This window comes from Pseudodesulfovibrio pelocollis (assembly GCF_030282845.1).
Lineage (GTDB): Bacteria > Desulfobacterota > Desulfovibrionia > Desulfovibrionales > Desulfovibrionaceae > Pseudodesulfovibrio > Pseudodesulfovibrio pelocollis.
In genome coordinates this window covers 21,453-45,796 of record NZ_JASTWE010000025.1, presented here as the reverse complement: position 1 = coordinate 45,796, position 24,344 = coordinate 21,453, and the positions used below count along the sequence as shown (strand labels likewise).

25 protein-coding genes are annotated in these 24,344 nt (G+C 64.5%); 9 read left to right on the top strand and 16 right to left on the bottom strand.

Going from position 1 to position 24,344, the window contains the following annotated elements; genetic code table 11:
* Positions 1–34 precede the first annotated feature (34 nt).
* Entirely contained in the window at positions 35–1,105 is a 1,071-nt protein-coding gene (gene leuB, locus QQS14_RS10130; protein WP_285906872.1) for a 3-isopropylmalate dehydrogenase, read from the top strand.
* A gap of 80 nt (positions 1,106–1,185) precedes the next feature.
* On the opposite strand, the gene QQS14_RS10125 is transcribed toward leuB, so the two are convergent.
* The 3 genes from QQS14_RS10125 to QQS14_RS10115 all read right to left on the bottom strand — a co-directional run bounded on the left by QQS14_RS10125 (position 1,186) and on the right by QQS14_RS10115 (position 2,223).
* Positions 1,186–1,635, bottom strand: coding sequence for a hypothetical protein (locus QQS14_RS10125; RefSeq protein WP_285906871.1), 450 nt, complete (start codon positions 1,633–1,635; stop codon positions 1,186–1,188).
* Positions 1,632–1,871, bottom strand: coding sequence for a hypothetical protein (locus QQS14_RS10120; protein ID WP_285906870.1), 240 nt, complete (start codon positions 1,869–1,871; stop codon positions 1,632–1,634). The genes QQS14_RS10125 and QQS14_RS10120 overlap by 4 nt, the downstream gene beginning before the upstream one ends.
* Before the next feature lie 88 nt (positions 1,872–1,959).
* Positions 1,960–2,223, bottom strand: a complete 264-nt coding sequence (locus QQS14_RS10115) for a GIY-YIG nuclease family protein (protein ID WP_285906869.1) — start codon at positions 2,221–2,223, stop codon at positions 1,960–1,962.
* Between the two features lie 104 nt (positions 2,224–2,327).
* Between QQS14_RS10115 and QQS14_RS10110 the strand changes: the two genes are divergently transcribed.
* The 5 genes from QQS14_RS10110 (at position 2,328) to QQS14_RS10090 (ending at position 7,693) form a co-directional block, all read left to right on the top strand.
* On the top strand, positions 2,328–4,307 hold the full coding sequence (locus tag QQS14_RS10110) for an ABC-F family ATP-binding cassette domain-containing protein (protein ID WP_285906868.1): 1,980 nt from the start codon (positions 2,328–2,330) through the stop codon (positions 4,305–4,307).
* Positions 4,304–4,753 (top strand): (deoxy)nucleoside triphosphate pyrophosphohydrolase, encoded by a 450-nt coding sequence (locus tag QQS14_RS10105; protein WP_345782794.1) that lies wholly within the window; start codon positions 4,304–4,306, stop codon positions 4,751–4,753. The genes QQS14_RS10110 and QQS14_RS10105 overlap by 4 nt, the downstream gene beginning before the upstream one ends.
* 66 nt (positions 4,754–4,819) lie before the next feature.
* On the top strand, positions 4,820–5,692 hold the full coding sequence (locus QQS14_RS10100) for a methylenetetrahydrofolate reductase (protein WP_285906867.1): 873 nt from the start codon (positions 4,820–4,822) through the stop codon (positions 5,690–5,692).
* Positions 5,693–5,708: 16 nt separating this feature from the next.
* Positions 5,709–6,737: an aspartate-semialdehyde dehydrogenase gene (locus QQS14_RS10095; protein WP_285906866.1), complete on the top strand. Its 1,029-nt coding sequence runs from the start codon at positions 5,709–5,711 to the stop codon at positions 6,735–6,737.
* 14 nt (positions 6,738–6,751) lie between these two features.
* Positions 6,752–7,693: an aminotransferase class IV gene (locus tag QQS14_RS10090; protein WP_285906880.1), complete on the top strand. Its 942-nt coding sequence runs from the start codon at positions 6,752–6,754 to the stop codon at positions 7,691–7,693.
* Between the two features lie 76 nt (positions 7,694–7,769).
* Here QQS14_RS10090 and QQS14_RS10085 read toward each other — a convergent pair whose 3' ends face one another.
* Positions 7,770–8,666: a glycosyltransferase family 2 protein gene (locus QQS14_RS10085; protein ID WP_285906865.1), complete on the bottom strand. Its 897-nt coding sequence runs from the start codon at positions 8,664–8,666 to the stop codon at positions 7,770–7,772.
* 276 nt (positions 8,667–8,942) lie between these two features.
* On the opposite strand from QQS14_RS10085, the gene QQS14_RS10080 reads away from it, so the two are divergent.
* Positions 8,943–11,642, top strand: coding sequence for a SulP family inorganic anion transporter (locus QQS14_RS10080; protein ID WP_285906864.1), 2,700 nt, complete (start codon positions 8,943–8,945; stop codon positions 11,640–11,642).
* 87 nt (positions 11,643–11,729) lie between these two features.
* On the opposite strand, the gene rfbD is transcribed toward QQS14_RS10080, so the two are convergent.
* The 11 genes from rfbD to QQS14_RS10025 all read right to left on the bottom strand — a co-directional run bounded on the left by rfbD (position 11,730) and on the right by QQS14_RS10025 (position 20,630).
* On the bottom strand, positions 11,730–12,611 hold the full coding sequence (gene rfbD / locus QQS14_RS10075) for a dTDP-4-dehydrorhamnose reductase (protein WP_285906863.1): 882 nt from the start codon (positions 12,609–12,611) through the stop codon (positions 11,730–11,732).
* Entirely contained in the window at positions 12,611–13,627 is a 1,017-nt protein-coding gene (rfbB, locus tag QQS14_RS10070) for a dTDP-glucose 4,6-dehydratase (protein WP_285906862.1), read from the bottom strand. Before rfbB ends, rfbD begins: the two co-directional genes overlap by 1 nt.
* 95 nt (positions 13,628–13,722) lie before the next feature.
* Entirely contained in the window at positions 13,723–14,175 is a 453-nt protein-coding gene (locus QQS14_RS10065) for a tRNA (cytidine(34)-2'-O)-methyltransferase (RefSeq protein WP_285906861.1), read from the bottom strand.
* Between the two features lie 24 nt (positions 14,176–14,199).
* Complete coding sequence (locus QQS14_RS10060) at positions 14,200–14,907, bottom strand: molybdopterin-guanine dinucleotide biosynthesis protein MobB (RefSeq protein ID WP_285906860.1); 708 nt, start codon at positions 14,905–14,907, stop codon at positions 14,200–14,202.
* 1 nt (position 14,908) lies between these two features.
* Positions 14,909–15,586 (bottom strand): ABC transporter ATP-binding protein, encoded by a 678-nt coding sequence (locus QQS14_RS10055; protein WP_285906859.1) that lies wholly within the window; start codon positions 15,584–15,586, stop codon positions 14,909–14,911.
* A complete protein-coding gene (locus tag QQS14_RS10050) occupies positions 15,583–16,278 on the bottom strand; it encodes an ABC transporter permease (RefSeq protein WP_285906858.1) in 696 nt (231 codons plus the stop codon). Before QQS14_RS10050 ends, QQS14_RS10055 begins: the two co-directional genes overlap by 4 nt.
* A 60-nt stretch (positions 16,279–16,338) precedes the next feature.
* Positions 16,339–17,166 carry an ABC transporter substrate-binding protein gene (locus QQS14_RS10045; protein WP_285906857.1) on the bottom strand — a complete coding sequence of 276 codons (828 nt, stop codon included), beginning with the start codon at positions 17,164–17,166 and terminating at the stop codon, positions 16,339–16,341.
* 49 nt (positions 17,167–17,215) lie between these two features.
* Entirely contained in the window at positions 17,216–17,602 is a 387-nt protein-coding gene (locus QQS14_RS10040; protein ID WP_285906856.1) for a winged helix-turn-helix domain-containing protein, read from the bottom strand.
* 131 nt (positions 17,603–17,733) lie between these two features.
* Positions 17,734–18,573 (bottom strand): HesA/MoeB/ThiF family protein, encoded by an 840-nt coding sequence (locus tag QQS14_RS10035; RefSeq protein WP_285906855.1) that lies wholly within the window; start codon positions 18,571–18,573, stop codon positions 17,734–17,736.
* Between the two features lie 3 nt (positions 18,574–18,576).
* Complete coding sequence (locus QQS14_RS10030) at positions 18,577–18,804, bottom strand: MoaD/ThiS family protein (RefSeq protein WP_285906854.1); 228 nt, start codon at positions 18,802–18,804, stop codon at positions 18,577–18,579.
* Between the two features lie 98 nt (positions 18,805–18,902).
* Complete coding sequence (locus tag QQS14_RS10025) at positions 18,903–20,630, bottom strand: aldehyde ferredoxin oxidoreductase family protein (RefSeq protein WP_285906853.1); 1,728 nt, start codon at positions 20,628–20,630, stop codon at positions 18,903–18,905.
* Between the two features lie 177 nt (positions 20,631–20,807).
* Here QQS14_RS10025 and QQS14_RS10020 point away from each other — a divergent pair, with 177 nt between their 5' ends.
* Positions 20,808–21,392: a hypothetical protein gene (locus QQS14_RS10020; RefSeq protein WP_285906852.1), complete on the top strand. Its 585-nt coding sequence runs from the start codon at positions 20,808–20,810 to the stop codon at positions 21,390–21,392.
* On the opposite strand, the gene QQS14_RS10015 is transcribed toward QQS14_RS10020, so the two are convergent.
* Positions 21,389–21,727, bottom strand: a complete 339-nt coding sequence (locus QQS14_RS10015; protein ID WP_285906851.1) for a hypothetical protein — start codon at positions 21,725–21,727, stop codon at positions 21,389–21,391. The two genes, QQS14_RS10020 and QQS14_RS10015, sit on opposite strands and share 4 nt — an antisense overlap.
* Positions 21,728–22,595: 868 nt before the next feature.
* Between QQS14_RS10015 and QQS14_RS10010 the strand changes: the two genes are divergently transcribed.
* Positions 22,596–24,278, top strand: coding sequence for a DNA primase family protein (locus QQS14_RS10010; protein WP_285906850.1), 1,683 nt, complete (start codon positions 22,596–22,598; stop codon positions 24,276–24,278).
* The last annotated feature ends 66 nt before the right edge of the window (positions 24,279–24,344 follow it).

Here is a 24,344-nt window from a genome sequence, read left to right as displayed (position 1 = left end):
CGGAAGAAACCGACCACAATCACTGGAGAAGACTATGAAAATTTGCGTTATGCCCGGCGACGGCATCGGCCGCGAGATCGTGGCCCAGGCCCTGCGCGTGCTTGACAAGGTGGCGGCCAAGCACGGCCGCTCCTTCGAGACCGCCGAGGCCCTCATCGGCGGCTGCGCCATCGACGCCACGGGCGGGCCGCTGCCCGCCGACACCATCGCCATGTGCAAGGATTCCGACGCCGTGCTCCTGGGCGCGGTGGGCGGCCCCAAGTGGGACACCATCGATCCGGCCATCAGGCCAGAAAAGGGGCTGCTCGGCATCCGAAAGGAGCTGAAGCTCTTCGCCAATCTGCGCCCGGCCACGCTCTTCAGGCAACTGGCCGACGCCTGCTACCTGCGGCCGGACATCGTGGCCCGAGGTCTTGACGTCATGGTGGTGCGCGAACTGACCGGCGGTATCTACTTCGGCGAGCCGCGCTTTGACGGCATGAAGGACGGCGAGCGGTTCGGGTCCAACACCATGTGCTACCACGAGCACGAAATCCGGCGCATCGCCCGGGTCGCCTTCGAGGCCGCGCGCAAGCGCTCAAACCGGGTCTGCTCCGTGGACAAGGCCAACGTGCTTGACGTCTCCCGGGTCTGGCGCGAGGTGGTCATCGACGAACACGCCAAGAATTACAAGGACATCGAACTGTCGCACATGTATGTGGACAACGCGGCCATGCAACTGGTGCGCGACCCGTCCCAGTTCGACGTCATGGTCACGGGCAACCTTTTTGGCGACATCCTCTCGGACGAGGCTGCGGCCATCACCGGGTCCATCGGCATGCTGCCGTCCGCGTCCCTGGGCGAGGCCAATCCCGGCCTGTTCGAGCCCATCCACGGCTCCGCTCCCGACATCGCGGGCCAGGACAAGGCCAACCCCCTGGCCACCATCCTTTCGGTGTCCATGATGCTGCGCCATTCCTTTGGCATGGCCGAGGAGGCGGACTGCATCGAGCAGGCCGTGGAGCAGGCCCTGGAGCAGGGCTACCGCACCGGCGACATCATGCGGCAGGGCTGCCGTCTCGTGGGTTGCGTGGAAATGACCGAGGCCGTGCTGGCCAATATTTAGGCCCCCTCCCACATCCGCCTTATGCGGGCCGCATCGCGCAGGCGGTGCGGCCCTTTGGCGCTTCGGGGGTGGGGTTGCGTTCAGCGGGCAGGCTTGCCAGCCCTGGCGACCGCCTTGGCCGTGTCCAGGTCGATGAAGCCAAGGGTCAGGCATACGGCCAGATAGTCCATCTGGAGGGTGCCCATCTTGTCGAACGCCTTCTGGCTCTGCTCAAGGGTGATCTTGCCCTTGGAAACCAGGTAACGGCTGACCCGCTCGTTCTCGTCGATGGTTTCAGTGCCGAGATCGAACATCGGCAAGGTCTGGATGCCTTCGCCGTTGCTGCGCCGGGTGGCCAGTTCGCGCTCCTTGTCATCCAGTTCCCGGGCCAGATCGCGCTTGCGGGCCAGGATGGATTCGAAGCGGTCGCGCACGGTGCCAAGGCGGTTCTCAAGCGAGGCAAGCTCGGCGTCGCGCCTGAGGGAGAACAGGCGCCGGAGCATGGCAAAGGCCACAAGGCCGAGGCCGAGGAGGGCGAGGGAGAGGGTCATCGCGTCTCCTCCATGGCGGCCAGTTGCTCCTCCACCACCAGAAGCTTTTCCGAGAGGTCGTCGATCTGCCGCTCCAGGCCGGTGATCTTTTCGCCGTAATGGCGCTCGGCGGCCACTACCTCGCCGCGCCGACGGCGCACGGCATCGGAACAGTGGTGATGATGGACCACCAGCAGGGCCACGAGGATGAACCCGGCCATGACCAGCAGGGTGTATGTGGTGCTGGCGTCTACCATGGCCGGTGGGGGCGGTGCTGGCGTGGTGGCATGAGCATCATTCTAGCCGTGTTCAGTGCCGTGCGCAAGCTGAAGCGACGCTCCGCCCTCAGGCGGCTGGAGGGCCGCTCGTCCGGAGAAAGTCGAGCTTGCGGCTTCGTGATTGCTTCTTGACCGCCATTTCGAGTCTGAGGGCGTCGCCCTTGCACGGGGCCCTCACGGCGGCGATCAGAGTCACCGGCGTTCTTGAGCGCGTGTAGCGCGAGGCAGTGCCTGCGTTGTGCCGGGCCAGGCGGCGGGCCAGATCGTTGGTCACACCGCAGTAAAGGGTGCCGTCGGCGCAGCGCAGGAGGTAGACGAACCATGGTTCCATGGCGCGCAGTGTAGCCGTTGCCCGGGCCGGGGTCAAAAGCCCTCTTGCATGTTTGGCCCGCGCATTATATTCCCACAATTCCCAGACACGAAGGAACCCGCGCCATGTCACGAATCACAGTCCAGAGTCTCAGCAAATCCTACGGGGGCGAAACCGTTTTTTCGGATGTCGCCTTCGAGGTCATACCGGGCATGCGCCTGGCCCTGACCGGCCCCAACGGCTGCGGCAAGAGTACGCTGCTCAAGGTGCTGGCCGGGGAGATCGAGCCGGACCAGGGCCAGATCACCGTGCCCCGGGGCGCGCGCGTGGGCTATGTGGCCCAGGAGATGGCCGGGAATGTGCTTGAGCAGCATCTGCTCTCCTGGGTGCTCTCGGCCCTGCCGTCCTGGAACGAGTTCTGGGAGCAGTGGGAGCGGGCCGTGGCCGACGGCGATTCCCAGCGCATCGAGAGGCTGGCCCACCGGCAGGCCGAGTTCGAGGAGCTCCACGGCTACAATCCGGATCACAAGGCGCGGGCCATCCTGACCGGCCTCGGTTTTGCCGAAACCGACCTGGACAAGGCCCTTGGCGAACTCTCCGGCGGCTGGCGCGAGCGGGCCAAGCTGGCGCGCGTGCTGCTCCAGGGCGCGGACGTGCTGCTCCTTGACGAGCCCACCAACCACCTCGACCTTGAGGCCGTGGAATGGCTTGAGGACTACCTGCTCAACTACCGCGGTGCCCTGGCCTTCGTGGTCCACGACCGGATATTTCTCAACCGGGTGGGTACCCATGTGCTCTTCCTGGGCGGCGGCAGGCCGGTGCTGCGCAAGGGGTCCTTTGACGAGTTCCTGGAATGGGACCGCGAGAACGCCGAGCAGCGGCGCAAGGAAGCGGCCAAGCTCTCTGCCCGTATTGACAACGAATACAAGTATATCAACAAATTTCGCGTCAAGGCGCGCAAGGCGGCCCAGGCCCAGAGCAAGCTGAAGAAGGTGGAGAAGCTCGAGGAGGAACTGAGCCAGATCAAGCAGGTCCAGTCCGAGTCCCATCGCGGCCGCAGTCTGAGCTTTCGCCTGCCCGAACCCAGGCGCGGCGACAAGGTGCCCGTGGCCGCCGTGGACCTGGAGTTTCACTACGACTCGGGCCAGTCTGTTTGGCCCCGTCTGGATTTCCAGCTTTTCCGGGGCAAGAAGGTGGCCCTGGCCGCTCCCAACGGGGCGGGCAAGTCCACGCTGCTCAAGCTGATCATGGGCGACCTCACGCCCTCGGGTGGACACGTCAAGATCGGTCCCAATACCCAGGTCGGCTACTTCAGCCAGCACCAGCACGAGATACTCAACCTTGACAACACGGTCATCGGCGAGATTCGCCGCCTCTCGGACCCCAAGCTGACCGAGGAGCAGGTCATGGGTGTGCTCGGCCTCTTCCTGCTGGGCGAACCCTTCTTCGACCGCAAGGTCAAGGGATTGTCCGGCGGCGAGAAGAGCCGGTTGCTGCTGGCCAGCCTGTTTCTGGCCCGGGCCAATTTCCTTATCCTCGACGAGCCCACCAACCATCTGGACATCGAGACCCGCGAGGGACTCATCCAGGCCCTCAAGGACTATGAGGGCACGCTGCTCTTCGTGGCTCACGACCGCTATCTGCTGGGCGAGGTGGCCGAGGAGATCTGGGCGCTGGACCAGGAAGGCGGCATCGTCCAGTATCTGGGCGGCTACGAAGGGTATCTGGAAAAGCGGCGCCAGGAGGCGTGCCAGGCCGAGCCTGAAGCTTGCGAGGCCGAACCGGCGCGGGACAAGACCCGGCTTTCCAAGGATGAGAAGCGGCGGCGGGCCGAGGAGCGCAACACGCTCTATCGCGCGCTCAAGCCGCTGAAAAAGCAGTACGACGCCCTTGAGGCAGACCTGGAGAAGGCCCTTGATGAACAGGCCGGACTTGAAGAGCGGATGAACGACCCCGCCACCTACGCCAAGCCCGAGGAGGCGCTCAAGGTCAACGCGGCCTACAAGGAGTCCGTGGAGTGGGTGGAGAACCTTATGGGGCGCATGGCCGGGCTTGAGGAGCGCATGGAGGCCATCGCGGCCGAGGCCGAAGCGGAGGACCGGTGAGCCGTCCTCTGCTCCAGGTGGTGGCCGGAATCATCTGGCGCGACGGCCGCTATCTGGCCGTGGAGCGGCCCGAGGGGACCAGGATGGCCGGATGGTGGGAGTTCCCCGGCGGCAAGATCGACCCCGGCGAAACCGGCGAGCAGGCCATCAAGCGCGAATTGCGGGAGGAGCTTGGCATCACGCCCCTACGGGTCGAGTTCTGGCGCGATCTGGTCCACCATTACGACGAATTTTCCGTCCACCTGCATTTCTTCCACATCCGCGACTACCTGGGGGAAACGGCCCCCCTTGAGAACCAGCGCATGGTCTGGGTCGATCCGGCGAGACCGCACGGCCTCGACTTCCTGCCCGCCGACGAGCCAGTGGTGGAAGCCCTGCACGGCAAGGGCGGCCCGGTCTGGGCGCAGGGGGGATTCTTTGTTGATGATTTTTGGAAGAAGGCGTAGTTTATTTGCTTGCCCGCCGGAAAGGGCGGGTGGGAGTACGCACCGCGAAGCCGCAAGGAGAAGCAATTGCACGTCTGTGATCTGATCGAGAAGCACTCGCCCTTCATCTCCCTTGAGTTCTTTCCGCCCAAGGAGAGGGACGCATGGCCCGGATTCTTTGAGGTGGTCGAGAAGCTCAAGGTGCTCGGGCCGCTGTTCGCCTCCGTCACCTACGGCGCTGGCGGCGGCACCCAGGACAACACCCTGGAGATCGCCACCCGCATGAGGCGGGACCATGGCATCGAGCCCATCGTCCACCTGACCAGCGTGGGCGCCTCGGCCGACAGGCTCGACGCCTTCCTGGCCAGCCTGACCGAGGCGGGCATCGAAAACGTCCTGGCCCTGCGCGGCGATCCGCCTCGGGGGCAGGAGGACTTCGACTTCAGCACTCAGGAGTTCAGGTATGCCACGGATGTCATCGAGTTCATCTGTCGGCGCTATCCGAACATCTGCGTGGGCGGGGCCGCATATCCCGAGCCGCATCCCGAGTCGCCTTCCATCCAGTCCGATCTGGACATGGTCAACCTGAAGGTCGCCAAGGGCGCAAGATTCCTGGTGACCCAGCTCTTTTTCGACAACCGGCTCTACTTCGACTACGTGACCCGGCTGCGGGCCATGGGGGCGGATGTGCCCGTGGTGCCGGGGGTGCTGCCCATCATGAGCCTGCGCTCGGCCAAGTTCATCCTCGGGCTGTGCGGGGCGGCCATTCCGGGCAAGTTCCTGAGCGCCCTCGAAAAGGCCAATGAAGAGGGCGGCGACGAGGCCGTCTACGCCCTGGGCATCGACTACGCCATCAGGCAGGCGCAGCAGCTCATCGACGGCGGGGCGCCCGGCGTCCATCTGTATACGCTCAACCGTGCCGAGGCATGCCTTGAGATCGGCAAGAATCTGAAGATATGACGGGGGAACTTTAGTCATGAGCAGGAATCCTGTGGTGGCTGTCTGCGGCGCAACCGGCGCGGTCGGCCAGGAGATGTTGAAGATTCTGGAACAGCGCGATTTCCCGCACAGCGAGATCATTCCCATGGCCTCGGCCCGCAGCGTGGGCAAGAAGGTGGCCTTCAAGGGGCGCGAGCTCAAGGTGGTGGAACTGACCGAGGACGCCTTTGAGGGCGTTGATCTGGCCCTGTTCTCGGCAGGCGGCTCCACCTCCGAGAAATTCGCGCCCATCGCGGCCAGGGCGGGCTGCGTGGTGGTGGACAATTCCTCGGCCTGGCGCATGGACGACAATTGTCCGCTGGTGGTGCCCGAGGTCAATCCGCACGATCTGGACTGGCACAGGGGCATCATCGCCAACCCCAACTGCTCGACCATCCAGCTGATGCTGGCGCTCAAGCCCATCCATGACGAGGCGCGCATCAAGCGCGTGGTGGTCTCCACCTATCAGGCAGTGTCCGGCACCGGCCACAAGGCCGTGGAAGAGCTTGAGAATCAGGTCCGCCGCCTGATGAGCGGCCAGCCCGTGGTGGCCGATGTGTATCCGCACCAGATCGCCTTCAACTGCCTTCCGCAGATCGACGTGTTCATGGACAACGGCTACACCAAGGAAGAGATGAAGATGGTCAAAGAGACCATCAAGATCATGGGCGATCCGTCCATCAAGGTCACGGCCACCTGCGTGCGCGTGCCGGTTTTCTACGGCCACAGCGAGTCCGTGAACATCGAGACCGAGGAAAAGCTCACCGCCGCCGACGTGCGCGCCCTGCTGGCCAAGGCTCCGGGCGTGACGGTCCTCGATATTCCCGGGAAGAAGGTCTACCCCATGCCCATCGACGCCGCAGGCGAGGACGACACCTTTGTCGGCCGCATCCGCGAGGACGAGACCATCGCCAACGGAATCAACATGTGGGTGGTTTCGGACAACGTCCGCAAGGGCGCGGCCCTGAACACCATCCAGATCGCCGAGACCCTGATCGAGCGCGACCTGCTGCGCGTTTCCGAGTAAGGGGGGGCATGGTCATGGCGCGAGTCGTGGACAGGGCGGCCTATCTTGAGGCGATGCTGGCGGCACCAAGGCCGGGAATGGACGAGGTGCATGCCTTTTACGAGCACCGCGTGGGGCACATCTGCACCGATCCCTCGCTGATGCTCATGCCGTGGGACGACCACCTCGTCCATCGCGGCGACGGCATCTTCGAGACCATGAAGTTCGTGGACCGCAGGCTCTACCAGCTGGAGCCGCACATGGAGCGCATGCAGCGCTCCTGCGAGGCCATCTACATGACCCCGCCATGCCCCTGGGACGAGATCCGCTCCCTGGTCCTCGATGTGGCCCGGGCGGGCGGTCGCGACACCGGCATGGTACGCGTGCTCATCGGGCGCGGGCCCGGCGGCTTCGGCATCTATCCCTCGGAGTGCCCCGAGGCGAGCCTGTACGTGGTCTCCTACGACCTGCACCCCAAGCCCGAGAGTGTCTACGAGAAGGGCGTCACCGCCTTCCGCTCGTCCATCCCGGCCAAGCAGTCGTATCTGGCGACCATCAAGTCCATCGACTATCTGCCCAATGTGCTCATGAAGCACGAAGCCGAGGAAAAGGGCTACGATTTCCCCTTCTGCTTCGACGGCAACGGGCTTCTGGCCGAGGGGGCCACCGAGAACGTCTGCACCGTGTCCCAGGAGGGCAAGCTGGTCATTCCAGAGTTCACCAACGCCCTGGCCGGAACCACCCTGATGCGGGCCGTGGACCTGATCAAGGGCGAGATACCCATCGTCTTCAAGGGAGTGAGCGAGGATGAGCTGCTCGAAGCCCGCGAGGTGATCATCGTGGGCACCACCGGCGACGCCATTCCCGTGGTCCGCTTCAATGGCAAGCCCATCCACGATGTCAAACCCGGCCCCGTGGCCCGGCGCATCCGGGAACTGCTCAGGAAGGATTTGCAGGAGAACGGGATTTTGCTGTGATTCCTGGATTTCGCGATGAGAACAGAGGGCCGCTCCATGGGGAGCGGCCCTTTTTTCTTGCATTCCCGGGGCGCTTTCACGCCTGCCGGGTGGAGCGGTCGAACTGGCGGATGGCCTCGCGCACCAGCACCTCGGTGCCCATGCTGCGCATGGTGTGGTCATGCATCATCCGCGTCACCTCGATGGAGTCGGGAATGGTCATGAAGCTGTAGGCCTGGGCCCAGCCGTCGCCCCGGAGATAGGCCAGGGCCCAGCGCACCGTGTGAATGTGGAAGTATCCCTGGTTGTTGATGACCAGCATGGCCTTGCGGCGGCCATCCTCGGCCCGCTCGCGAAAGGGGGTCTTGATCAGTTCGCAGGACGCCAGCGGGTAGTCCACGTGGTAGAAGGCGCACCCGGCCGACGCGGCCTGGACCCAGAGATCCCAGAAGCGGTAGACGGTGTTGTCGCGAAAGCCCTGGACGCGCTCCCATGCGCGGCGGCGCAGCATCACGGCCGGGCCGAGGAAATTGACGGTCTGGAGCAGTGAATCGTCGAAGTCGGGCAGCTGGACAAGCCCGGAGCGCAGGCCCTGGCTCTTGTCCTGGGCCATGCGGATGTAGTCGGCGTACATGACGTCGGTTTCGGGGAACTCCGAGAAGACAGATAGGGCCGTGGTCAGGTACTTGGGGTCCAGCCGGTAGTCGGGCCGCATGAAGAGCAGCAGAGTGCCGCTGGCGTCCTCCACGGCGCGGTTCAGCGCCTCGCCCGGCGGGGTGCCCGGGGCGACTTCCATGAGCCGAATGGCCCTGGTGTCGGCAATGGCGGCCCAGGCGGCCGGGTCGTCCGGGGCATGCGAGCCGTTGCCGATCACGATGATCTCGACCGCGCCAAGCCCAGTGGACTGGCGTCCCACCGATTGCAGCATGCGTGGCAGGCTGCGGTGGGTTTCCTGGTCGGAAACGATGATCGAGATGTGGCTTGTGTCGCCCATGGTCGGCCCCTTCCGTGGGATAGTGATGATCTGTGCGAGGCGCCAGGCACGGTCCTTGTGCGCAATTCGGCTTCCTCGTGCGGTTTTTATCGGCGGTTAAGCGGATATCTTTAGGGGGCTGGTGCGTTTTTTTGATACGTCCGGGGTGGCATGATTTTATGGCATCCCTTGCTTCGTTGGCGGCGATCACGTATGTGTTGCAAAAGTCACGGAGAATTCGGCCCCGTCCGGACGGGACGGCCCGGTGGCGTTCATCCTCGATCCTGGTGGTGTTGCGTGGCGATTTTCAGCTGTGGGTTCTGCGATTACAGGCGCGATGTCCCGGATTCTCTCCTCGGGAAAAAGGCGAAATGCCCCGAGTGCGGTCGCGGTGGCCAGGTCGTTGGCGACGATGTTCCGGCTGCGGATGAGCCGAACGTCGCCCACGGTTCGGGGCGGACCGAGGCGCGCACGGGCGGCCTGGATCTTGATGCCATCACTGTGGCCGACAGCATGGGCCATGATGTGGGTGATGACGAATCCGAGGATATCGTCTGCGCCGCCTGCGGCCATGCGGCAAGGGGCGAGGGCAGGTGCCCGGGCTGCGGCAAGGCCCTGAGGCGTCCGGCCTCCCTGCCCGATCCCGACGAGGTGGGCATCGACGTCAGCGATCTGGCCAGCGACGGCTCGCCCCAGGTCTGGGACGAGGACTACCCCGCGCCGTCCACCGCAGGGGTGTCCACCATGGTGGACGACAGGCCCGCATCCCTGGCCGCCCGCCTGTTCGAAGGCAATTTCCCGCTCAATGTCTTTGCCGGTCTGATCTCCGGCATTCTCGCCTTTTTCTTCGCCCTGGCCCTGGCTGTCCTGACCAGTTCGCAGCCGGGCATGCAGCCGTTTCTGCCCTCGTTCATCTCCATGGCGCTGGTGGCCACTGTCGTGGGCGGTATCCTGTTTTCCGTCCAGTCGCGCATTCCCTTTTCGCTGGCCGGGCCGGAGACAGTGCCCGCTGCCGTCCTTTTCCTTTTCGTGGGTTCCCTCTACAGGGACATGGCCGGGCTTTATCCCACGGACTCCATGGTGCCCACCATCCTGGCCGGAGTGGTCCTGTCCGCCCTGAGTGCGGGTTTTGCCCTGTGGCTGCTCGGCAGGCTCAAGGTGGCCGAATACGTCCGCTACATCCCCATCCAGATCATCGGCGGCGTGGTGGGCGGGGTCGGCGTCTTCGTCCTGCTCGGCACCTTTGACTGGATGGGCGGATTCTCCCTTGACTGGAACAATTTCCTCGTGGCCGTCAGGGATTGCCTTGACCTGATCAAGCCCGATCAGTGCATCACGGCCATGCTTCCCAGCCTCGTCTTCGGGTTGATATTGCTCATCGGGCTTTCCCGGCTCAAGAATTCGCTCTTCATGCTGGCCATGATCCTGGCGGCCACGGCCGCTGGATACGCCGCCGGGGTCTGGGGCGGGGGCACCTCCTTCGTCTCGCTGGCGGCGCCCATTCCCCTGCCGGACGGTGGTTCCGCACCCCTGGCCGCCCAGTCGCTGCATCATGGATTCGAGGCCATCCAGTGGGGCGTGATCAAGGCCAACGGTCTGTTCATCGGCGGCCTCGTCATCCTGGTGGTGCTGACCTCCATGTATCGGGTGACCAAGCTCGAAATGGTCCATGGGCGCGAGTCGGACCTCAACCAGGAGTTTCGCGCCCTGGGGCTGACCAACATGGCGGGCGGCCTGTGCGGCGGCATGCCCGCGTCCATCTCCTTCGGACGCAGCGCGGGCAACCGGGCGACAGGTGCGCGGGGACCGGTGGCGGGCGTGGTGGCCGGTCTGCTCTGCGCGGCCGGTCTGTATTTTGCGGACATCGTCATCCCCATGATTCCCCGGTTCGTGCCCGAGGGTATCCTCATCTATGCCGGGCTCGACCTCATCCGCGACTGGCTCTTCAGGACCAGGACCGCCTTCACCCGGCGCGACGACACGATCATGCTCTGGATAACCTTTGCCGTGACCCTGATCCTGGGGCTTTTGGCGGGCATCGGCATCGGCGTGGGGCTGGCCCTGATGGCCACGGTGAGCCGCTACAGCAAGGGCGGCACCATCCGCAACGTGCTCTCGGGCGTCAACCACCGCAGCAACGTGGACCGCGCCCCGGCCCAGCAGCGCGCCCTCAAGGAGTATGGCGACCACATCCACATCCTGCGGCTCCAGGGGTTCATCTTCCTCGGTTCCATGGAGGCGCTGCTCAAGGCCATCCGCGAGCGGCTCGAAGCCCGGGACATGCTGCCGGTGGAATACCTGGTCCTCGACTTCCGCATGGTCACCGGGCTGGCCTCGGCGGCGGGCATAGGGTTTCACAAGCTGCGCAATGTGGTGGAGGAGTACGACCTGGAACTGATCATCACCAGCGCGCCACTGGAACTGGAGGAGCATCTGTCCAGCATGGGCTATGTGGGCGAGGACGATTCGCCATTCAAGGTTTTCTTCAATCTCGATTTCGCCCTGGAGTGGTGCGAGAACCGGGTGCTTGACGCGGAAAACATGCTGATCATGAAGAGCCTGACCCTGCCGGAGCTGCTGGCCCCGGTCTTTCCCGAACCCCGGTACATCCCGGCCCTGATGAAGGTGCTCAAGCGGGTGGTGGTGGACAAGGGACAGGCCGTGTTCCGCCAGGGCGACAAGTCGGATTCCATGTATTTCGTCGAGTCCGGGCGGCTCGACGTGGAACTGGAGCTTGAGGGCGGCAAGCTGCTCAGGCTCAAGAAGGTCGGCCCGGGCGCGGTCTTCGGCGAGATGGGCATCTACACCTTGGCCCCGCGCTCGGCCACGGTGCGCGCCGCCGAGAAGTGCGTGCTCTACATGATGACCATGGAGAAGCTGAGCGCAGTGGAAAAGCGCGCCCCGGTGCTGGTCACGGCCATCAACCGCTTCCTCATCAACATGCTCTCCGAGCGGCTGGCGGACGCCAACAAGAAGGTGCGCGACCTGATGGTCTGAGGCGCTGCGCGACATGATTCGAGGGGCCGGGGCGCGTGACGCGCTTTGGCCCCTGTCTTTTGCCGTTGGCGACCCCGGTGTTCCAGGTCAGATGACTGATCCGCGCTTGAGGTCGCCGAGCACGTAGTCGGCCAGGGCCTGTTTCCAGTGCCTGGGCGTCACGCCCATGGCCTGGATGAAGCGGGAGAGGTCGAGCACCGAATAGGCCGGGCGCATGGCCTTGGTGGGGTAGGCGCTGGTGGGGATGGGCTCCACCCGGCAGTCGAGCCCGGCCAGGGTCACGGCCTCGGAGGCCAGCTCGTGCCAGGTAGCCTCGCCCGAGTTGGCCAGGTGATGGATGCCTGTCTCGTCGCGTGCCAGCAGGGCCAAGGTGTGGGCGGCCACGTCCGGCGTGTAGGCGGGCGAGCCTGTCTGGTCGCTGACCACGGAGATGGTGTCGCGCGTCTCGCACAGGGTCAGGATTTTTTCCACGAAATTCATCTTGCCCGGGCCGAAGAGCCAGGACGTGCGGATGATCAGCGTGCGCTCGTAGCCGAAGCGCAGCAGTCCCCGCTCGCCGTCCGCCTTGCTGATGCCGTAGACCGAGAAGGGGTTGGGCTCGTCATAGGGCAGGTATGGGGTGCGCTTGGTGCCCCGGAAGACGAAATCCGTGCTGAAGTGGACAAAGGGGACCAGCCGCTTGGCCGCCAGCGAGGCGAGCAGCGGCGGGGCCGTGGCGTTGAGGGCAAAGGCCATCTCCTCCTGCTCCTCGGCCAGATCCACCTGGGTGTAGGCTGCGGCGTTGACGATGAGGTCCGGGTCGCGTCGGTCCAGCAGGAGTTCCACGTTTCGGGGGTCGAGGATGTCGCAGTCCTGGCTGGACAGGGGCACGGGTCTGGCCCCGGCCAACCGGAAGGCCCGGGTCAGGGCTTGGCCCAGCAGGCCGGTCTTGCCGCCGAAGATGACGACGCCCTTGCCCTTGAGCTCCATCAGCTTCGCGCCTCGTACCAGGACTCCATGAACCGTTGGTATTCGCCGCTTTGCACCTGTTCAAGCCACTTGGCGTTGGCCGTGTACCAGTCGATGGTCCGGCTCAGGCCGGTGGCGAAATCCAGGCTTGGGGCAAAGCCGAGGTCCCGGGCTGCCAGGGAGTAGTCCATGGCGTAGCGCCTGTCGTGGCCGGGCCGGTCGCCCACAAAGGTGATGAGCGATTCTGGCTTGTCCAGGATGGCGAGCAGGGTCTTGACCACCGCGAGGTTGGTCTCTTCGGCATCGCCGCCGAAGTTGTAGGCCTGCCCCTCGCGCCCCTTGAGCAGGGCGAGTTCCACACCAAGGCAGTGATCGTCCACGTAGATCCAGTCGCGCACGTTGAGGCCGTCGCCGTACACGGGCAGGGGCCTGTCCGCCGTGGCCGCAAGGTACATGAGGGGAATGAGCTTTTCCGGGAACTGGTAGGGACCGTAGTTGTTGGAGCAGCGGGTGACGATCACCGGGAAGCCGTAGGTCTCGAAATAGGCGCGGGCCATGAGGTCGGCCCCGGCCTTGCTGGCCGAGTAGGGGCTGTTGGGCGCCAGGGGCGTGGCCTCGGTGAATCTCCCATCAGGTCCGAGGGTGCCGTAGACCTCGTCGGTGGAGATGTGGACGAACCGGCCCACGCGCCGCTGTCGGGCGCATTCGAAGAGGTTTTGCGCGCCCAGGACATTGGTGGTCAGAAAGGGCGAGGGGTCGTCGATGGAGCGGTCCACATGGGATTCGGCGGCGAAGTTGACCACGGCGTCCACCGCGTCGTCGGCCAGCAGGTCCATGATCAGTTCCCGGTCGCCGATGTCGCCCTGGATGAAGCGATAGCGCGGCTCGTCGCGCTCCAGGTCGGCGAGGTTGAGCCGGTTGCCCGCATAGGTCAGCTTGTCGAGGTTGACGATGGACCAGTCGGGGTGCTTGCCGAGCATCAGTCGGATGAAATTGGTGCCGATGAAGCCGCAGCCGCCGGTGACGAGGAGTTTCATTGTTCTGGTGCTCGCAAGGATTGGGTTCCGTCTGGAACGTCGTTTCGCCAATCAATACAGGGCGCGAAAAGAAAAGACAAGGCGCGGGGCGCGGATCATCCGGGAATGAGGCCGGTCTGGCGCAGGGCCTCGAAGAGCAGGATGCCCGTGGCGGTGGAGAGATTGAGACTGCGCACTTCGCCCCAGATGGGGATGCGTACCGTGTCCGGGTGCCGGTCGAGCAGTTCGGTGGGCAGGCCCCGGGTTTCCGGCCCCATGAGGATGGCGTCGTCGGGCAGGAAGGCGAAGCGGTGGTGGGCGATAGCCGCCCGGGTGCTGGCCGGGACCAGCCGGGGCGGGGCCACCCGGGCCAGGAAGTCGTCCAGATCCGGGTGCACGGTCACGTCTACATGGGGCCAGTAGTCGAGCCCGGCGCGGCGCAGGTGCTTGTCGTCGATGGTGAACCCCAGCGGCTCGATGAGGTGCAGCGGGGTCCGTGTCGCGGCGCACAGGCGGGCGATGTTGCCGGTGTTGGGGGGTATCTCGGGCTGATAGAGGACGATGCGCATGGCCGGGAGGTACCCCTTTCGCCGCTATACGTCCAGCCTGATGGTAGCCTTGCCCGGCGAATATCCCTTGAGGGTGCGCAGCATCTCGCGGATGGAGGCCGAGATGATCTCCTCCACAAAGGGCTTCATGCCCAGCGGTGCGCCGTTGATGTCCACCTCGATGGAGTTGTGCATGGCCAGACAGGCGCGCGTGGTGGCTGCCCCGCGCACGATGTCTGCGGCCAGGGTGCGGCAGTCGGGGCGGCCGCAGGTGGCGCAGTCCATGCCGGGCAGGAAGAAGCCGCGCTCAAGCACCGCGTCGGCCAGGGCGTCGAGGTCGGTGAAGGCCGGGATGCCTTCAACCCGCCCGGCACCCCATGAGCCGATGGCCAGTTCCGGCCCCAGCCAGTCGGTGCCGTCGGAGAGGTCGCCGTCCAGGCAGAGCACACGGGGCAGGTAGCCCATGGACTTGCCGCCCTCCACCAGGAGCACGTCCGCGGTCAGCAGGGGCAGCAGGTCGGGCAGGAACCGGGCGCGGGTCCAGTGGACAAAAGCCTCGTCCGGCCCGAGCCCGGCCACGGTGTCGCAGATGGCAGCGTATTTGGCGGTGTCCGTATCGCTCCAGTCGAGGTCGTGGTGGCTGAACTTGGCGGCGGCCACAGTCAGTCCGCGCGCCTTGAAACATTGCGCCAGGGCAAGGCCCAGCGTGGTCTTGCCGGATTTCCTGGGGCCGATGATGGAGAGTGCCTTCACGTCATTCCTCTTTTTGCTTGAGTGTCTTGGTGTCCACGATGCACCCGTGTTCGAGGTGGAGGACATGGTCGCTGACCGCGTGCAGCCAGGCCATGTCGTGGCTGGCGATGACCAGGGCCGTGCCGAATTTTTCCCGCGCCGACAGGGCTGCCTTGCGCACCAGGGCCGCGCTGTTCGCGTCCAGGCTGGCTGTTGGCTCGTCCATGAGCAGCGCCCGTGGCCGCAGGGCCAGCCGGGCGGCCAGGGCCACCCGCTGGGCCTCGCCACCGGACAGCTCGAACCACTGGCGCCGCGCGAAGCGCTCGGGGTCCAGCCCCACGGCCTCCAGGGCGTGCCGCACCCGCTCAGTGGGGTCGGCCTCGCCCCGGGCCTTGAGGCCGTAGGCCACGTTGCCGAAGACGCTGCGCCGGAGCAGGTAGGGCTCCTGGACAAGGAGTGTGACCTTGCGGTGGACCGGCCCGGGCGAGGCGGTGGCCGGGACGCCCTCGAAGGTCACGGTGCCCGAGGCCGGGGATTCGAGAAAGGCGAGCAGTCGAAGCAGGGAAGACTTGCCCGAGCCGTTGGGCCCGGCCAGCCCGACGATGCTGCCGGGCGCTATGTCGAGCCGGTCCACACTGAGCACGGTGCGGCCTGCGTAGCGTTGGCGCACGTTGAAGAGGCTGATGAGGGCTTTGGTCATTTCACGGCCTTTCGCTTGAGGCCCGAGGCCATGATGTTGACGGTCAGGGCCACGGTCAGCAGGACCATGCCCAGGGCGATTCCCATGGCGAACTCGCCCTTGCCGGTCTCAAGGGAGATGGCCGTGGTGATGGTCCGGGTGTGCCACTTGATGTTGCCGCCCACCATCATGGAGATGCCCACCTCGGAGACGATGCGGCCATAGGCCGAGACAGCGGCCAGCATGATGGAGAAGCGCGCCTCGACCACCGTGGCCCAGAGAATCTGGCGGGAGTTGGCGCCCAGAGTGATCAGGGTCATGGGCAGCCGCTTGTCCAGCGCCTCCACGGCCGTGGCGGTCATGGCGATGATCACCGGCAGGCCGAGGATGGTCTGGCCGATGGCGATGGCGGGCAGGGTGAAAAGCAACCCGGCCCCGCCAAAGGGGCCGCGATGGGTCAGGAAGGCATAGACCAGCAGGCCGATGACCACCGTGGGAAAGGAGAGCAGGGTGTCCACCAGGGTGCGCACGATTTTCTTGCCCCGGAAGGACTTGTGGCCTAGCAGGAATCCCAGGGGGATGCCAAGCGTCAGGCTGGCGATCATGGCCATAGTGGATGCGGCCACCGTGGCCCAGATGGCGGAATAGGTTTCGGGATCGCCCGAAAGCAGGAGGAAGAAGCCCTGAAGGAAGCCCTGAAGCAGAAAGTCCATGTGGTGCCTGTGCTGGTTGGGGGAGCGGTAGGCCGCTCCCCCGGTGTTGTCGTGTCGCGCCTATTTGGCGTTGGGGGTGAAGAGGGGCTTGCCCAGGAGCTTGAAGTTGCCGATGGCCTGCTGCACGGCCGGGGAGGCCATCCAGTCGATGTACTGCTTGGCCATGTCGTATTTGACGTTGGGGCACTTGGCCGGATTGACGGCCAGACCGCTGTACTGGTTGAAGAGGACCGTGTCGCCCTCAACCAGAACCACCATGGGCGGGTTGCCGCCCTTGGTGTCGGCGTATTTGATGTAGGTGCCGCGATCGGTCATGGTGTAGCCGTTTTTCTCGGCCGCCACGTTGATGGTGGCGATCATGCCCTGGCCGGTCTGAACGTACCAGATTTGCTTCTCGGGAATGGCCAGTCCGGCCGAGGTCCACAGGGACTGCTCCATCTGGTGGGTGCCCGAGTTGTCGCCCCGGCTGGTGAAGACGGCCTGTGCCCCCTCGATGGCCTTGAGGGCGTTGATGACGCTCATGCCCTTGATGCCCGCCGGGTCGGCGGTCGGGCCGACGATGACGAAGTCGTTGTACATCAGTTCCCTGCGGTCCATGAGCACGCCCGAATCCACATACGCCTTTTCGGCGTCCGGCGCGTGGACGAGGACCACGTCCACATCGCACCCCTCGGCCATCTTGAGGGCCTTGCCGGTGCCCACGGCCACGAACTTGATCTCCACGCCCGTGTCCTTCAGGTACATGGGCACGATAAGCTCATCGAGCAGGCCGGTGTTGGCGGTGCTGGTGGTGGTCGCCATCAGCAGGGTCTTGTCCGCAGCCAGGGCGGGCAGGGCCAGGGTCAGGACAAGGAGCAGGCACAGTGCGGGAGCGGTAAATCGTTTCACGGGAGTTCCTCCAGGTTTGCTGGTTCGGGAAAGGGATAGGTCCGACATCTCACTCGGTGTCTTCCCGATAGAACTCGCCCGCCTTGTCCACCTGCATTCCCAGCACTTCAGTCGCCCGCTGGGCGGCATATGCCTCGACGTCGAGATAGAAGTAGAGGAATTTGTTCATCAACTCCCTGCCATAGAGCGAGAGCGTAAAGCGCTGCCCCTGGCCCCTGACCTTTTCCACCAGAGGGTGGCCGATGCGCTCTTCGGCGCTCTTGAGCTTGCCCCAGGCGCGCCGGTAGGACATGCCCAGCTCCTCGGCCGCCTTGCGCAGCGATCCGAGCCTTTCGATGTGTTGCAGGAGCAGCGTGCTGCCTATCCCGAGGTAGGTCTCGTGGTCCTGTTCGATCCAGACTCGCAGTCGAATGGTGGCGTTGTTTTTTTTCGGCATAATCATCAGGGTTGCAGTTGTTGGGACGGGGGCGGTCTTATCCTTTGCGGAAAGAACACTAAGCCCGTCATGGCAGAATTCGAACTATTAAGTCAAGATAAGCATAATTGAGTGTGGTTTTGCACCCGGTATCACAGGCGTACGGTTTCAAAAGTCAATTGTTTCAGGTCGATGAGGATCATGCCGCCTGCCAGGGGAGAAGGCTCGCCCCTGAGAATCCGTACGGCCTCGGCAGCCATGAGGGTGGCCACCATGTTGACCGAAGGGGCCGGGCAGCCAAGCGCTTCCTCGGCCCCGTTGTCCTGGCCCATGAACTGGGCCGGGCCGGGCTGGCCGGGCATGACCACGCCCACGTAACCGGTCCAGCCAGCCAGCGCTCCGGTGACGAGGGGGATGCCCGCCTCGGCCGCGCATTGCTGGAGAATCAGGCGGTGGGTCAACCCGCCAAGGGCGTCGATGGCCAGATCGCATCCGGCCAGGAAGCCGGGCAGGGTGTCCCGGGTCAGGAATTCGTGCCGGGCGTCCACCGTGGCTGATGGGTTGACGCGGGCCGCCGTGCGCTGCGCGCTCTCGGCCTTGGACTGGCCCAGGGTGGTCATGTCGCACAGGGCTTGGCGGTTGAGGTTGCTCGCCTCGAAGCTGTCGCCGTCGGCCACGCGCAGGGTGCCCACGCCAAGGCGCAGCAGTTGCTCGAAGAGGGTCCCGCCCAACCCGCCCAGGCCGACCTGGGCCACGCTGCCGCGCAGCAGGCGGATTTGGTCCCCGGGGGTGATGCCGTGCATGTTGCGCAGGTAGCGCGTCGGGAGGATGTCGAGTTCAAGCGCCCGGGCCTCGATGCCGCACCCGGGAAGGCCCGTGCCCGCCGCGATTTCGGCCACGGCCTCGGGCGACAGGACCAGACCTTGCCCGCCCTGGGGCAGAGGAGCCTGGGATGCCAGTCGGCGGATGGCCGCGTCGGGAGACTCGGCCATGGATCAGCCGCCCCCCACGGGCGGGAACAGGCCGATCCTGTCGCCGTCCTTGATCTCGCTATCGAGGTAAGCCCGGGCGGAGTTGATGAAGATGAGGGCTATATCGTCCTCGGGAATGCCCAGTTTGGCGATGAGCGAGCGCACGGTCTCGCCCGGCTCGGCCGGATAGTCGGCGGCGTTGTCGGGCAGGCTGGGGGCCAGTGTGGCGAAGCATTTGATTTCGATACCCATGCGCCGACACTAGCGCGGGCCTGCGGGTATGGTCAATAACAGAGGCGGCGGCCGGGGAGGTTTCCCCGGCCGCCGCCGTGTGGTGTCAGTGAAGCGGGCTAGACCTTGGCGCCCTGAAGCTCGTCAACGCTCAGATCCCAGACCACGCCATGGGGCGGCAGGGGATCGGTCTCGAAGAAGCGGGGCAGCTTGTCGTCCATCTTGGTGAACCCGGCGCGCTCGTTGAAGGCCTGCTCGTCCTTGAGGCAGTTGACGCCCAGGTTGACCAGATCGTCGGCGCTGAAGGGCTTGCCGGTGTAGGCCTGCACCAGATCGGCCATGGCCTGCACGCCGTTGGGGGCGTCGAGCACGGCAAAGGCGACGAAGAGGCAAAAGCCCATGGAGTCGATGGCCGCGGTGGCGATCTGGAGGTTCTTGGAAAGCTCGACGTTGCCTTCCTTCTTCAGGCCGTCGATGTCGCCGCCCACCTTGAGGATGTTCTGGGCCACGCCATACCCGGCGGTGTGGTCCGCGCCCATGGCCGAGGTGGCATAGGTGACGCCCACGCCCTTGACCGCGCGCGGGTCGTAGGCGGGCATGGACTGGCCCTTGACCGTGGGCAGGCGATCGACGCCGAAGGCCGCGCCCGCGAAGTCAACGCCGTTGCCCATGATCATGCCCATGGGGTCCTTGGTGCCGACCTTGGAGAGCAGCTCGATGGAGGCCTTGCCGTCGCCCCAGGGGATGATGCCGCCGTCCATGGCGATGGCCAGGGTGTTGCCCACCTCGATGGTGTCCATGCCCTTGTCGTCACAGAGGCGGTCGATGACCGCGATGTCGTCGATGTCCTTGATCATGGCGTTGGCGCCCAAGGCCCAGACGGTCTCGTACTCGAAGCCGGAGGTCAGGTACTCGCCCTTGGCGTCGTTGTATTGCTGGGAGCACTGGATGACGCAGCCAACGTGGCAGCCCTCGGTGGTCTTGCCGCCGCGGGCGGTGATGACCTCGGCGATCTTCTCGCCCGAGATGTCGGCCGCGTGCTCGATCTGGCCCAGGCGGAAGTTCTTGCCCGGCAGGGCACCCGCCTCGTTGACCACGTTGACCAGGATGGAGGTGCCGAAACCGGGCAGCCCCTGGCTGGTGACAGGGTGGCCCTGGAGGATGTCCACCCAGGTCTTGCGGGCGGTCTTGAAGGCCTCGGCATCGACCGCGCCGACCTTGTTGTTCACTTCGGGGTCAAGGATGATGGCCTTGATCTTCTTGGAGCCCATGACCGCGCCGGTGCCGCCGCGACCTGCCGAGCGGGCGGGCCGCTTGTAGGGGTCGGTGAACTGGATGGTGGCGGTCAGGCGCTGGGTCTCTCCGGCCGGGCCGATCATGGCCGCCATCATCTTGTCGCCGTATTCGGCCAGCAGCTTGTCGTGGGCCGGGTAGTTGTCCATGCCCACGATGGGGGTGGCGTCCTTGAAGGTCACCTTGCCGTCGCTGATGAACAGGGTGGAGAAGGGCGCGCCCTCCTCGGGTTTGTCCTCCAGGATGATGGCCAGCAGGTCCATCTTGGGCATCTTGTGGGCGAAGAGGCCGCCGGAGTTGGACTCCTTGATGCCCTTGGTCAGGGGCGACTTGGTGCCCACCGAGACGCGGCCGGAGTTGGCGGCGGTGGAGCCGCCCAGCAGGCCGGTGGCGATGACGAGCTTGTTCTCGGCCGAGAGCGGATGACAGTCGGCCGGGACTTCGGTGTTGATGATGCGGGAGGTCAGGGCGCGGCCGCCGAGGTTGGCGTACTTCCCTGCGTCTTCATAGGTGTACTCTTTGGTACGGGTGTTGATCCTCAGAATCTTCGGCATATGCATCCTCGCTGTTTGAGGTTTTGGGAGCGTGCGCAAACGCACGTTTGACTTTCGCTGACAGTGTGTATTATCTATGCACTGTGATTTTAAAAAGTCAAAGAAAACATCACACTATGCTTGCTTCGGCATAATCGTGCAACCGGGCGTGTCAGCCCACGCAAGGCGGGAAATCTCATGACGACGAGCGAGAAATGTCTGCGGGTGCGCATGCGGCCGGAAGGCCGTCTGGCCTGGAACTTTCTGCTTCAGAAGGGATTTTTCCTTGCCGGACGGTCGGGCATGACGGTGCGGGAGTTTCTGGTCTCAGCCCTTGGCTATGACGACAGGACCATTGAGGAACAGGTCAGGACCATCTTCCTCAACAGCAGCCCCATGGACGACATCGACTCGGCGCATGTGCGCGATGGCGACAGGCTCGCCCTGGGCAGCGCCATGCCCGGCCTCATCGGCATCTGCATGGGCCGCGACAACCCCTACAAGGGGTTCCGCAGCGACATCTCGGCCCTGGCCGACGAGGCCGTTGGCGACAGTCGCGAGGTCATCACCGTGTTCGTCAAGATTTTCAGCACCCTGGCGGTGGACACGGGCGAGGCCGTGCTGGCCCGTGGCATCAGTCTGGACGCCGCTGAACTGGCCGAGTTTCTCGACCGCCAGCAGGCGCACCTGTTGCCCCTCGACGGCCAGCAGGTGGAATCCCAGCGGGCTGCAATCCGGGCCATGACCGGCCGTGTGGCCGTGTCAGTGGAGTTCGCCAGCTAGTCGGGGCAGCCCAGGCCCGAGGCGTAGGTCTCAAGCGCTTCAACCTGACGCTTATATTGCATTTGGCTGATCATGTCTTCAGTGGAATACCGGATTCTGTTGTCGTGCAAGGCCCAGCCGACCTTGCGGCATGCCGACTCCCGTTCGTCGGCGGGCATGGCGTCGAGAGAATCCCCGTATTTTTCCCTGGCGCTGCGGTAGGCCTTTTGCGCGATCCGGAATTCCGAATCCGCCTGCCTGCGCAGCATGTACGTGCCGTCCCCCAGTGCCAACGCCGTGGGAGCGATCGGCATAAGCGCCACCAACATGGCGGAAATCAAAACTATTCGGTTCATTGCATTGTCCTCCTCCCGTACCCGGGTTTCATAAAGTATCACGTCTCCCAGGCTGACGGAAGGGCCACGCAAAAAAAGGCGGCCCCGATTTCTCGGAGCCGCCTGGGTGGTCGGTGGTGGGCGATACGGGATTTGAACCTGTGACTTCCACCGTGTGAAGGAGCTATATGCCCCGCCACCGCACGGAAACCGTTGTAAATAGCTGCCACTGCCTCCCCCTGAATTCAAATGCCGCGACACCTGAAGGTGAACCGAAGGTGAACCATCTCCGTCGCGTCCACCTTCGTGGTTTTGCCAGCCTGCGTCTGTCCTCGCACCCGCGCAAGCGGGTGCATCCGCAGAGCGTCACCACGCTCTTCGCCTTCCCCCTTACCCCCTCAAAAAGAGATAGCGAGTCAAAAGGTCTAAGGCGCGAGACTCGTGGTGCTAGGCCGTTTGGGTCCTCCCAGCGCTCCTCCAGATACGGGACCTATCGAGCGCGTTTCGTGTGCGGGGGTGGGGTGGTAAATATTTTACAATTTTACAATGCTTGCGGTCTGTTGCTGCCATGCTGCGGCCGTCTGGCGTTGCCATGCTGCGGCCGTCTGGCGTTGCCATGCTGCGGCCGTCTGGCGTTGCCATGCTGCGGCCGTCTGGTGTTGCCATGCTGCGGCCGTTTGGCGTTGCCATGCTGCGGCCGTCTGGTGTTGCCATGCTGCGGCCGTCTGGTGTTGCCATGCTGCGGCCGTCTGGCGTTGCCATGCTGCGGCGGACTGATGTTGCCATGCTGCGGCGGACTGTTGCCGCCATGTGGGGGTTGTCTGTTGCCGCCTTGGGTGGGCGGAAGGGGAATGCTCTCTGGGTGGTCCATGTCGTGGGAGGTGCACTGATGTCGGACGAGATCAGGAAGGAGATCGCCGAGGCCGTGGAGCAGGAGCGCGAACGGTTCAGCCAGGAGCGGGCAGAGAAGGATTCCCAGAAGCCGGGGCCGGGGAGCGGGCCGGGCAAGGGCTACGTCAAGCTGCTCAAGCAGGATTTCGACGACAACCACCTGGGGGATGCGCGGCGATTCTCGGAACGGTTCGACGGCAAGCTGGCCTTCGATAACATCCAGGGCCGCTGGTATCAGTACAACTGCACCCACTGGTTTCAGGACAAGGGGCGGGTCCACAAGCATCTGGTGGCCGAGGTGGCCGGGGACTTCGCGGGGCAGGCCGCCTACTATGATCGCCGCATCCGGGAGGAGATGAGCAAGCCGGAATTTCTGGCGATGAGCAAGATGGACAAGAAGGATCTGCTGCAGCCTCTGCGACAGAAGCAGAAGGCGTGGGCGGCCAGGGCCAAGGACCTGAAAGACCCGACGCGGATCAACAAGGTGCTCGACATGGCTAGTGTGGCGGCACCGGGCTACCTGGGCATGGTGGGCAAGGAGTGGAACCTGGACCCGTATCTGTTCGCCTGCGGGAACAAGGTGCTGGATCTGCGCTCGGGCAAGGCGCTTGATCCCGATCCCCGCTTCTTCATCAACCGGGCGTCGACCATCGAATGGCGAGGGCTGCATGCGGAGAGCCTGTTGTGGGACGAGTTTTTGTTCCAGGTGTTCAACCAGGACAAGGAACTGATCGACTACATTCAGAAATGCGTGGGCTACTGGATGACCGGCCTGATGACGCATCAGGAGTTCTATTGCCTGTGGGGGCCGCAGGGTCGAAACGGCAAGGGCGTCTTCTTCCGGACTCTGCGCATGGTCATGGGCAGCTACTTTCAGATGATGCCGTCGAAATACCTGCTCGACGAGAAGAGCCTCCAGAACACGGACAAGCCTGACCAGCATCTGGTCTCGCTGGAGCATACCCGGCTGGCCTGCGCCTCGGAGGCACCGAAGCGGGCCAAGTTCTCCGAGGGTGCCATCAAGCAGTTGTCCGGGGGTGATCCCATCACCTGCCGGGGCATGTATTCCCTGGACGTCACCGAGTTCATCCCCAAGTTCAAGATGCTGTTCGCGACCAACCGGGTTCCGGCCGTGAACGGAGACGACAAGGCGTTCCAGGAGCGCCTGCGCATCATCAAGTTCCCCTGCACGTTCAAGCATGGGGCGGAGCCCGACCCGGTGGCCAAGGTCTATCCCATGGACCCGCAGCTGGAGAACAAGCTGCATACGCCGGAACACCTGCCGGGGATTCTGGCATGGTGCGTCCGGGGAGCGATGGAGTTCATAGAGACCGGGGTGTTGATCCCACCGGATTCTGTCCTGTCCGACACTCGGGATTTCATGGAGAACAACGACTTCATCGGGGAGTTCATCCGGGATTGCCTCGACGTGCATGCGGATGCGCCCAAGACCAACACGCCCAAAGAGTGCAAGGCGCAGATGAAGGACATCTACGCGGTATTCAAAAAGTGGTGCATCGAAGAGAAGTCTATACCCGAGCAGAAGGTGTGGGCCATGCGCACACTGGGCAGCGACTTCGGCAACAGGAGCGACATCTATAGGGTGTCGCCGCAGAACCTTACCTACTACAACATCTCGATCAGGCCCGAGTGGAAGGGGGGCAACGATGGGTTGTTCTAGCCTGTGTCATGGTCGAAGGTCGAAGGCGTTGTCTAAGGCTTTCTCTAATGTCCAAGTCGCCACATT

Bases quoted from the DNA above. Each gene is read 5' to 3' on its own strand.
- leuB (WP_285906872.1), top strand. From the start codon at position 35: ATGAAAATTTGCGTTATGCCCGGCGACGGCATCGGCCGCGAGATCGTG.
- QQS14_RS10125 (WP_285906871.1), bottom strand. From the start codon at position 1,635: ATGACCCTCTCCCTCGCCCTCCTCGGCCTCGGCCTTGTGGCCTTTGCC.
- QQS14_RS10120 (WP_285906870.1), bottom strand. From the start codon at position 1,871: ATGGTAGACGCCAGCACCACATACACCCTGCTGGTCATGGCCGGGTTC.
- QQS14_RS10115 (WP_285906869.1), bottom strand. From the start codon at position 2,223: ATGGAACCATGGTTCGTCTACCTCCTGCGCTGCGCCGACGGCACCCTT.
- QQS14_RS10110 (WP_285906868.1), top strand. From the start codon at position 2,328: ATGTCACGAATCACAGTCCAGAGTCTCAGCAAATCCTACGGGGGCGAA.
- QQS14_RS10095 (WP_285906866.1), top strand. From the start codon at position 5,709: ATGAGCAGGAATCCTGTGGTGGCTGTCTGCGGCGCAACCGGCGCGGTC.
- QQS14_RS10090 (WP_285906880.1), top strand. From the start codon at position 6,752: ATGGCGCGAGTCGTGGACAGGGCGGCCTATCTTGAGGCGATGCTGGCG.
- QQS14_RS10085 (WP_285906865.1), bottom strand. From the start codon at position 8,666: ATGGGCGACACAAGCCACATCTCGATCATCGTTTCCGACCAGGAAACC.
- rfbD (WP_285906863.1), bottom strand. From the start codon at position 12,611: ATGGAGCTCAAGGGCAAGGGCGTCGTCATCTTCGGCGGCAAGACCGGC.
- rfbB (WP_285906862.1), bottom strand. From the start codon at position 13,627: ATGAAACTCCTCGTCACCGGCGGCTGCGGCTTCATCGGCACCAATTTC.
- QQS14_RS10065 (WP_285906861.1), bottom strand. From the start codon at position 14,175: ATGCGCATCGTCCTCTATCAGCCCGAGATACCCCCCAACACCGGCAAC.
- QQS14_RS10055 (WP_285906859.1), bottom strand. From the start codon at position 15,586: ATGACCAAAGCCCTCATCAGCCTCTTCAACGTGCGCCAACGCTACGCA.
- QQS14_RS10050 (WP_285906858.1), bottom strand. From the start codon at position 16,278: ATGGACTTTCTGCTTCAGGGCTTCCTTCAGGGCTTCTTCCTCCTGCTT.
- QQS14_RS10040 (WP_285906856.1), bottom strand. From the start codon at position 17,602: ATGCCGAAAAAAAACAACGCCACCATTCGACTGCGAGTCTGGATCGAA.
- QQS14_RS10035 (WP_285906855.1), bottom strand. From the start codon at position 18,573: ATGGCCGAGTCTCCCGACGCGGCCATCCGCCGACTGGCATCCCAGGCT.
- QQS14_RS10030 (WP_285906854.1), bottom strand. From the start codon at position 18,804: ATGGGTATCGAAATCAAATGCTTCGCCACACTGGCCCCCAGCCTGCCC.
- QQS14_RS10025 (WP_285906853.1), bottom strand. From the start codon at position 20,630: ATGCCGAAGATTCTGAGGATCAACACCCGTACCAAAGAGTACACCTAT.
- QQS14_RS10020 (WP_285906852.1), top strand. From the start codon at position 20,808: ATGACGACGAGCGAGAAATGTCTGCGGGTGCGCATGCGGCCGGAAGGC.
- QQS14_RS10015 (WP_285906851.1), bottom strand. From the start codon at position 21,727: ATGAACCGAATAGTTTTGATTTCCGCCATGTTGGTGGCGCTTATGCCG.
- QQS14_RS10010 (WP_285906850.1), top strand. From the start codon at position 22,596: ATGTCGGACGAGATCAGGAAGGAGATCGCCGAGGCCGTGGAGCAGGAG.